We start from the raw sequence: 7470 nt of genomic DNA, 5'->3' as shown, positions 1-7470 counted from the left end.
GGACGAAGTTGTAGCCCTGGGCGCTGTGGGCGCCGCCGGAGGGGCAGACGCCGTCGGTGGGATAGCCCCAGAAGAACATGGAGAAGCATTTCTGGCAGAATCGCCAGTTGCGCTGGGCGGTGGGCGCTTCCGGTACGTCGTACGGCAGGACGAAGTTGTAGCCCTGGGCGCTGTGGGCGCCGCCGGAGGGGCAGACGCCGTCGGTGGGATAGCCCCAGAAGAACATGACGAAACACTTCTGACAGAAGCGCCAGTTGTTCTGCGTGCTCCGGATTTTCGCCGGTCCGGGGGCCGGGGCGGCGCTCGCCCGGCCCGTGCCCACGGTTCCGGCGAGGCCCACTGCGGTGGCGCCGAGCGCGCCGAGCAGGAAGGTCCGCCGCCCGTCCCGATGCTTCGAGGGGATCCCGGATTCGTTCAGCTGGTCCACTGTTCGTCCTCCGTTCACGATACTGCGAGGTGTGTACCGCGCCGCCGGGGCGCAGCCCCGGAAATAGTCCCGTCGGGAGTTCCGGCCGTCAAGGGAGAATTCTCGGGTGGTGACCGGCGGCGGCCGTTCCGGAACGGAATTCCGGCCGTCCGGATGGGGCGGGAGGGACAGGCGGGGAGAAACGATTCACCGTTGACGTCGAACGGTTCTCCGGCCGTGTTTTCGTCGGGAAAAGCATGCGGTCCGGAAGGAGATATTCCCGTCGAATTCTGCCGTATGCCGGACGTCGCGCGCCCGGCTCGCACGCCTCGCGCCGTGCGCCGCGCGGAGCAGTGCCGACCCGTACCCACCTGCGCCGTACCTGCACCGCACCGGCCCGAGCCGGCTCGCTCGGGCCGGCGCGGGCCGGTGCGGGTCGGGTCAGACGGTGGCCGCCCACCCGTCGCGCAGCTGCGCGAACGCCTCGTGGAAACCCGGGAAGGTCTTCCGCACGCAGCCGGGGTCGTCGAAGGTGATGCCGGGCGTGCGCAGGCCGGTGACGGAGAAGGACATCACCATCCGGTGGTCGCCGTGGCTGGCGAGCTCGGTGGCGCGGGGCGTGCCCGGCCGGATCTCGATCCAGTCGTGGCCGGTGGCGACGTCGATGCCGAGCCGGCGGAGGTTCCCGGCGCACGCCTCCAGCCGGTCGCACTCCTTGATCCGGGTGTTGGCGACGTTCTCGATCCGGACCGGTCCGGCGGCGAACGGCGCGATGGCGGCCAGGGTCGGCATGGTGTCGGAGATGTCCCGCATGTCGACGGTCAGCCCGCCGAGCCGGCCGTCCGCCGGGCCCTCGACGGTGACCCGCTCGGCGCTGACGTCGACCCGCGCGCCCATCCGGGCCAGCACGTCGACGAACCGCAGGTCGCCCTGGAGCGCGTCGCGTCCCAGCCCGGGCACGGTGAGCCGGTGGCCGGTGAGGGCGGCTGCCGCGAAGAAGTAGCTGGAGGTGGAGGCGTCCGGCTCGATCGGGTAGGTGGTCGCCCGGTAGCCGCCGGGCGCGACCTCGAAGACGTTCCCGGTACGGGTCACGGTGGCGCCGAAGGTCCGCATCATGGCGATCGTGATCTCGACGTACGGCGCCGAGACGAGGTCGGTGACGGTGATCCGCAGCCCCTGCTCGGTGAGCGGCCCGAGCAGCAGCAGCGCGGTCAGGTACTGCGAGGAGAGGCCCGCGTCCAGGGTGATGTCGCCGCCCCGGACCCCGGCGGCGGTGATCCGCAGCGGGTGGTGGCCCTCGGCCCCCTCGTGCACGAGCGCCACCCCGAGGGCGCGCAGGGCCTCGGTGAGCGGGCCGAGCGGACGGCGGCGCATCTGGGCGGAGGCGTCGAACCGGAAGTCGCCGTGCCCGGCGGCGGCGAGGACCGGCAGGAAGCGGGCGGTGGTCGCCCCGTCGCGGCAGTAGACCTCGGCGTCGTTGGCGGGGCCCTGCGGGCGGCCCTCGATCAGCCATCGGTCGGTCTCGCGGGTGAGTCCGTAGCCGAGGGCGCGCAGGCCCTCCGCGAAGCCGTCGGTGTCGTCGGAGACCAGCGGGCGGAGCAGCGTGGTGCTGCCGTCGGCGGCGGCCGCGAGGAAGAGCGCTCTCGCGGTCACCGACTTGGAACCGGGGATCTCGACGACGGTCATGGGGCCTCCTGGGCGCGGGCGGTCCGACGGGTGTCCCGGTCATCCTGCCCGAGGGCGCGCGGCGGCCGGGCGGACCGTCCGGGTGGTGGACGGACCGGTGGACGGACCGGTGGACGAGTCGGTGGGCGGACCGGTGGGCGGACCGAGGGAGGGGACGGCCGGCGTTCCGCGCAGGTCGGGGCCCGGCCGGGCTGTGGCACGATGCCAGGGATCGGCCCGAACGGCCGCTGCCCGCCCGGGTCACCGCCCGGGCCACCGTGAGACGAGGAACCTCGTGCCCGAGACCACCCGAGAGGCCGCCGAGACCGCGGCCGACCGCCTCACCTTCCGCCCCGCGACCACGGCGGACGTCGCCGCTCTCGTCGAGCTGGTCGAGTCCGCCTACCGGGGCGATTCCAGCCGGGCCGGCTGGACCACCGAGGCCGACCTGCTGGAGGGCCAGCGCACCGACGTGGAGGGTGTCACCGCGGCCGTCACCCACCCCGACGGTGTGGTGCTGCTCGCCGAGCGGGACGGCGAACTGCTCGCCTGCTGCCAGTTGGAGCGCCGGGGCGAGCACGCCTACTTCGGCATGTTCTCGGTGCGTCCCGGCCGTCAGGGCGGCGGCGTCGGACGGGCCGTGCTCGGGGAGGCCGAGCGGTTCGCGGCAGGGGAGTGGGGGGCCGCCGAGCTGGAGATGACGGTGATCGAGCAGCGGGCCGACCTGATCGCCTGGTACGAGCGCCGGGGATTCCACCGCACGGGTGTCTACTCCCCCTTCCCGTACGGCGACGAGCGGTTCGGGATCCCGCTCCGCTCCGACCTGCGCTTCGAGAAGCTGGTCAAGGCGCTTACCGTCCGGTAATGATGACATTTCGTCAGGACGTGCACGAATCTGACATGCCGTCAAAGTCCTGACCTGCGGTGATGCTGGGATGTCATACCTCGTTAACGATTGGTCTAGGCCATTGTGAGAGGCTGGCGACGCACGGTCACGTTCCGTCCCAGCCCAGGGGGGCCATTTCCGCATGCCCGTACTCCATGGCAACGCCATGTCCGCAACCGACACGGATCCGCGCCGTGCCCGCCGAATATCCGGCGACCGGCCCGGCGACGGACCGTCTCGGTTGCCAGATCCGCCCGACGACCAGGAGCTCTACTGGTACTTCGGACCGCAGCGCCGATGGGTCCTGCTCTGCGCGACCCTCTCCTACGCCGGTGCCACCGCCACGCTGGGCCTCTTCGCGCTCAGCCGGCCGCTGCTCTGGCCGTTCCTCGCACTCACCGTGCTCAACGCCGCGACCTGGCTGCTCTCCATCGCCGACGGCCAGCGTTCCCGCCGCTTCACCCGTGACTCGCACGACCTGCTGGTCCGGGCCTGGAGCCCCGCGCACCACCCCGGCGTCGACCTGCTGCTGCCCACCGCCGGCGAACCGCTCGCCGTCCTGGACAACGCCTACCGGCACACCGCAGCCGTCCGCTGGCCCGGCGCACTCACCGTCCTGGTCCTCGACGACGCGAACCGGCCCGAGGTGCGCGAACTCGCCGAGTCCTACGGCTTCGAGTACCGCGCCCGCCCGGACCGGGGCCGCTTCAAGAAGGCCGGCAACCTCAACCACGGCCTGGCCGAGGGGACCGGCGACATCATCGCCGTCCTCGACGCCGACTTCTGCCCGCGCCCGGACTTCCTGCAGCACCTCGTGCCGTACCTCGACGACCCGAACGTCGGCATCGTGCAGAGCCCGCAGTGCTTCGACACCGATCCCGGGATGTCCTGGCTGGAGCGCGCGGCCGGAGCCACCCAGGAGATCTTCTACCGCTGGATCCAGCCCTCCCGGGACGCCCAGGACGGCACCGTCTGCTGCGGTACCAACGCGCTCTACCGGCGCGCCTCCCTCGAACGCGTCGGCGGCTTCGCCGAGATCGACCACAGCGAGGACCTCTACACCGGCCTCTCGCTCGCCCGCGCCGGGTGGACCACCCGGTACGTGCCCGCCCTGCTCGCCAAGGGCATGTCGCCCACCGGCCTGCCCGCGTTCATCAGCCAGCAGTACCGCTGGTGCCTCGGCTCGCTCGCGCTGGTCGGAGACCCCGACTTCCGGCGCGGCCCGCTGCCCCGCTCGGCCCGGCTCTGCTTCTGGAACGGCATCCTCGGCTACCTCACCAGCGCGGTGAACGTCTTCGCCGTCCCGCTGCCGGCGCTGATCATGCTGTTCTTCCGGCCCGACGAGATCGCCCCCTGGCAGGTCCTGCCCTTCCTGCCGCCGATCTGGGTCTCGCTCGTGCTGCTGCCCGCGATGTCCCGCACCCGCTGGCGCTTCGAGGTCACCCGGGTCCAACTCCTGGGCGGGCTCTGCCACGTGGTCGCCATCGCACACGCGCTGCGACGCCGCAGCGCCGAGTGGGTGCCCACCGGCGCCGTCTCGGGCGGCACCTCGCTGGCCCGGGCCGTCGCCCGGATCGGTGTCGGCTGGCTCGGCTTCGTCATCGTGGCCGGCGCGGCCGGACTCGCCCGGGCCGTCTCCCTGTACGGCTGGCAGCCGTACTGGGCGCTCGCCGGCCTGCTCGCACTGACCACGTACACCATGGTTCCGCTGATCAGGGCCCTCTGGCCGCTGCTCCGGGGTGGCAACGACGCCACCGTCGCGGACCTCGCACGCCCCGCGGACGACCCGACCCCGGGCTCCGCCGCCGAACTGCGCTTCGGCCGGGCCGAGTCGGTCGCCGTCACCGCCGTGCTGCTGCTCTGCGGCCTGCTGGCGTCCGGCTGGGCCGACCCGCTCATCTTCTGACCTACCGTCAGAGAACATCTGCTCGAACCGACTTCCCCCTCTTCCTTGCGCGTCGCCCCACCGGCGCGGACTCGCCGCCCGGCCGCCCCATCGGCCCGGCGGCCCCGACCACCGCTGCCAGCCCTGCAAGGAGCACCGCCGTGCCCACGGCCGTACCACCGGGCGCCGAGTCGTCTCGCGCCGCCCTTTCGGATGACGTAACGTCACCGTCCGCCGTCAGCAACGAACTTGTCCCCGTCGTTCTCGTACCCGGGCCGTCCGCCGACACCTCCGGCACCGCGGTCATCGCGTCCGCGGGGTCCGTGGCCGCCGGGTCGGCCGTCGAACCGGCCCACCGCGCCGGACCCGCGACCACCGGACCGGCCGACCGGCCCCGGACGCGGGCGGCCTTCCGCCCCGACATCGAAGGACTGCGCGGCGTCGCCGTGCTCTCCGTCCTCGCCTTCCACGCGACCGTGCCCGCCTTCACCGGCGGCTACGTCGGTGTCGACATCTTCTTCGTCATCTCCGGCTTCCTGATCACCGGCCTGCTGCTCGCCCGCCCGATCGGCCTGTGGGACTTCGCGTCCCGCCGGGCCCGCCGCATCCTGCCCGCGGCGGCCGTCGTCCTGGTCGCCACCGCCCTCGCCGGGGGCGCGCTGCTCGACCCGCTGCGCGGCACCGACCTGGCCCGTGACCTGATCGCCTCCGCCGGACAGTTCGCCAACTGGCGGTTCGTCGGCCAGCAGACCGACTACCTCGCGGCCGAGCGCGACCCGAGCCCGCTCCAGCACTTCTGGTCGCTCGGGGTGGAGAACCAGTTCTACCTGCTCTGGGGCGTCCTGCTGCTCGGCCTCGCCCGCTACCTGGTCGGCCGCCGCCGTACCGCCGCGATCTCCGTCGCCACCCTCGCCATCGGCGGCGTCTCCCTGCTGCTCTGCATCCGGTGGACGGCCGGCTCCGCGCCGCTCGGTTACTTCTCCACCGCGAGCCGTCTCTGGGAGTTCGCCGCCGGCGCGTGCGCCGCGCTGGCCGCGCCGGCGCTCACCGCCCGCCTCGGGCGCGGCGGACCCGGTACGCGCCTCGGGGGCTGGGTGCTGCGCGTCCTCGGCTGGGCCGGCGCCGCGGCCGTCGTGATCGCGGTCTTCCGGTACGACCGCAACACGCCGTTCCCCGGCAGCGCGGCCCTGCTGCCCGTCCTCGGCACCGCCGCCGTCCTGCTGGCCGGCCCGGCCCACCGTGCGCTCGGCCCCGCCGACGCCGGCCGGCTGCTCGCCACCCGGCCGCTGCGTGCCGCCGGCCGCCTCTCCTACGCCTGGTACCTCTGGCACTGGCCGGTCCTGATCATCGCCCAGGCCCGCTACGGCGCCCTCCCGTGGACCACCCTGGTCCTGCTCACGGCGGCGAGCGCCCTGCCGGCCTGGCTCACGATGCGCCTGGTCGAACAGCCGCTGCGGTACGGCAGCAGCCCGGCCCCGCGCCGCGGGCTCGCGGTCGGCGCCAGCGCCCTGATCATCCCGCTGATCGCCGGGCTCACCCTGGGCGGTGGGACCGTCCGGGCACTCGGCGACCCGAACGCGCCCGCCGTCGCACCGGCCGGCGCCGTGGACGGCCCGGGCCTGCTGGCCCCCGGGACCAGGGTCCTCGCCCTCACTCCCTCGCTGGCCCGCGCCCGGGAGGACTTCCCGCCGGGCAAGGGCTGCGAGATCCCGCTCGCCGCGGAGAACAGCCCGCGCTGCCTGTTCGGCACCGAGTCCAGCCCGGACCGGATCGTCCTGATCGGCGACTCGCACGCCGGACAGTGGATCTCCGCGGCCCTCGCCATGGCCGACCAGCGGCACTGGGCACTGGAGGTGCTGGTCAAGCCGGGCTGCCCGCTGGCCACGCTGACCGTGCGGAACAACGTCCTCGGCCGCACCTTCGAGGAGTGCGACCGCTGGCGCGAGAACACCCTCACCCGGCTGGCCGTCGGCCCCAAGCCGCGCCTCGTCCTGATGGCCGGCCTCAACCGGTACGGCGGCCAGGACGAGCGCACCGAGGGCTGGACCCGCACCCTCGACCGGCTGTCGGCCCTCGGCACACCGCTCGCCTACCTGGGTGACACGCCGATGCCGGGCAAGGACATCCCCACCTGCCTGGCCGCCTCCGACGGCCGTTCGGACGCCTGCTTCTTCCCGCGCGAGTCGGCCTTCGAGCGCGACCCGCTGATCGACGGCGGTCTGGCCGGGCGGTACGGCGTCAGCGTCCTCGACCTCGGTCCGCTGCTCTGCCCGGGCACCGGCCTCGACTGCCCGTCCGTGCTGGAGGGAGTGATCCTCTACCGCGACACCGGCCACATCACCGACACGCTGGCCCGCGTCCTCGCCCCGCGCCTGGACCAGGCGCTGCTGGCCGGCCGGAGTTGAACAGCCGCGGCTGACCGGCCGCGGCTGACCGGCCCCGTACGGACCGGCGGAGAACCGATCGGTGCGGGGCCGCCGGGCGGCGACGGGCGGCGGCCGAGCCGTTCCGCGGTGCAGCGCCTGCGCCCCGACGGCGCAGGCCCTGGCACGTGCCCCGACACAGGGGCCCTGCACGGGACCTGCACGGGGCCTTGCACACGGCTCCGACACAGGCCCCGCGGCCGGC

At 73.7% G+C, this 7470-nt stretch carries 5 protein-coding genes; 3 read left to right on the top strand and 2 right to left on the bottom strand.

Going from position 1 to position 7470, the window contains the following annotated elements; all coding sequences use genetic code 11:
• Positions 1 to 427, bottom strand: a 427-nt coding sequence (locus PUR61_RS14485) for a hypothetical protein (protein ID WP_329879237.1), incomplete at its 3' end; no start/stop codon positions are given.
• 420 nt (positions 428 to 847) lie between these two features.
• Positions 848 to 2092 carry a 3-phosphoshikimate 1-carboxyvinyltransferase gene (aroA, locus tag PUR61_RS14480; protein ID WP_329879236.1) on the bottom strand — a complete coding sequence of 415 codons (1245 nt, stop codon included), beginning with the start codon at positions 2090 to 2092 and terminating at the stop codon, positions 848 to 850.
• Between the two features lie 274 nt (positions 2093 to 2366).
• On the opposite strand from aroA, the gene PUR61_RS14475 reads away from it, so the two are divergent.
• The 3 genes from PUR61_RS14475 to PUR61_RS14465 all read left to right on the top strand — a co-directional run bounded on the left by PUR61_RS14475 (position 2367) and on the right by PUR61_RS14465 (position 7247).
• Entirely contained in the window at positions 2367 to 2936 is a 570-nt protein-coding gene (locus tag PUR61_RS14475) for a GNAT family N-acetyltransferase (RefSeq protein WP_329879235.1), read from the top strand.
• A 262-nt stretch (positions 2937 to 3198) separates the two neighbouring features.
• On the top strand, positions 3199 to 4863 hold the full coding sequence (locus PUR61_RS14470; RefSeq protein ID WP_329879234.1) for a cellulose synthase catalytic subunit: 1665 nt from the start codon (positions 3199 to 3201) through the stop codon (positions 4861 to 4863).
• A gap of 302 nt (positions 4864 to 5165) precedes the next feature.
• Positions 5166 to 7247 carry an acyltransferase family protein gene (locus PUR61_RS14465; protein ID WP_329879233.1) on the top strand — a complete coding sequence of 694 codons (2082 nt, stop codon included), beginning with the start codon at positions 5166 to 5168 and terminating at the stop codon, positions 7245 to 7247.
• Positions 7248 to 7470: the final 223 nt, after the last annotated feature.

Source organism: Streptomyces sp. BE20 (assembly GCF_036322525.1).
Taxonomy (GTDB): domain Bacteria; phylum Actinomycetota; class Actinomycetes; order Streptomycetales; family Streptomycetaceae; genus Kitasatospora.
This window is presented reverse-complemented; position numbering and strand designations above follow the sequence as displayed.

Coding starts and splice junctions, on each gene's coding strand:
- aroA (WP_329879236.1), bottom strand. CDS start 2,092: ATGACCGTCGTCGAGATCCCCGGTTCCAAGTCGGTGACCGCGAGAGCG.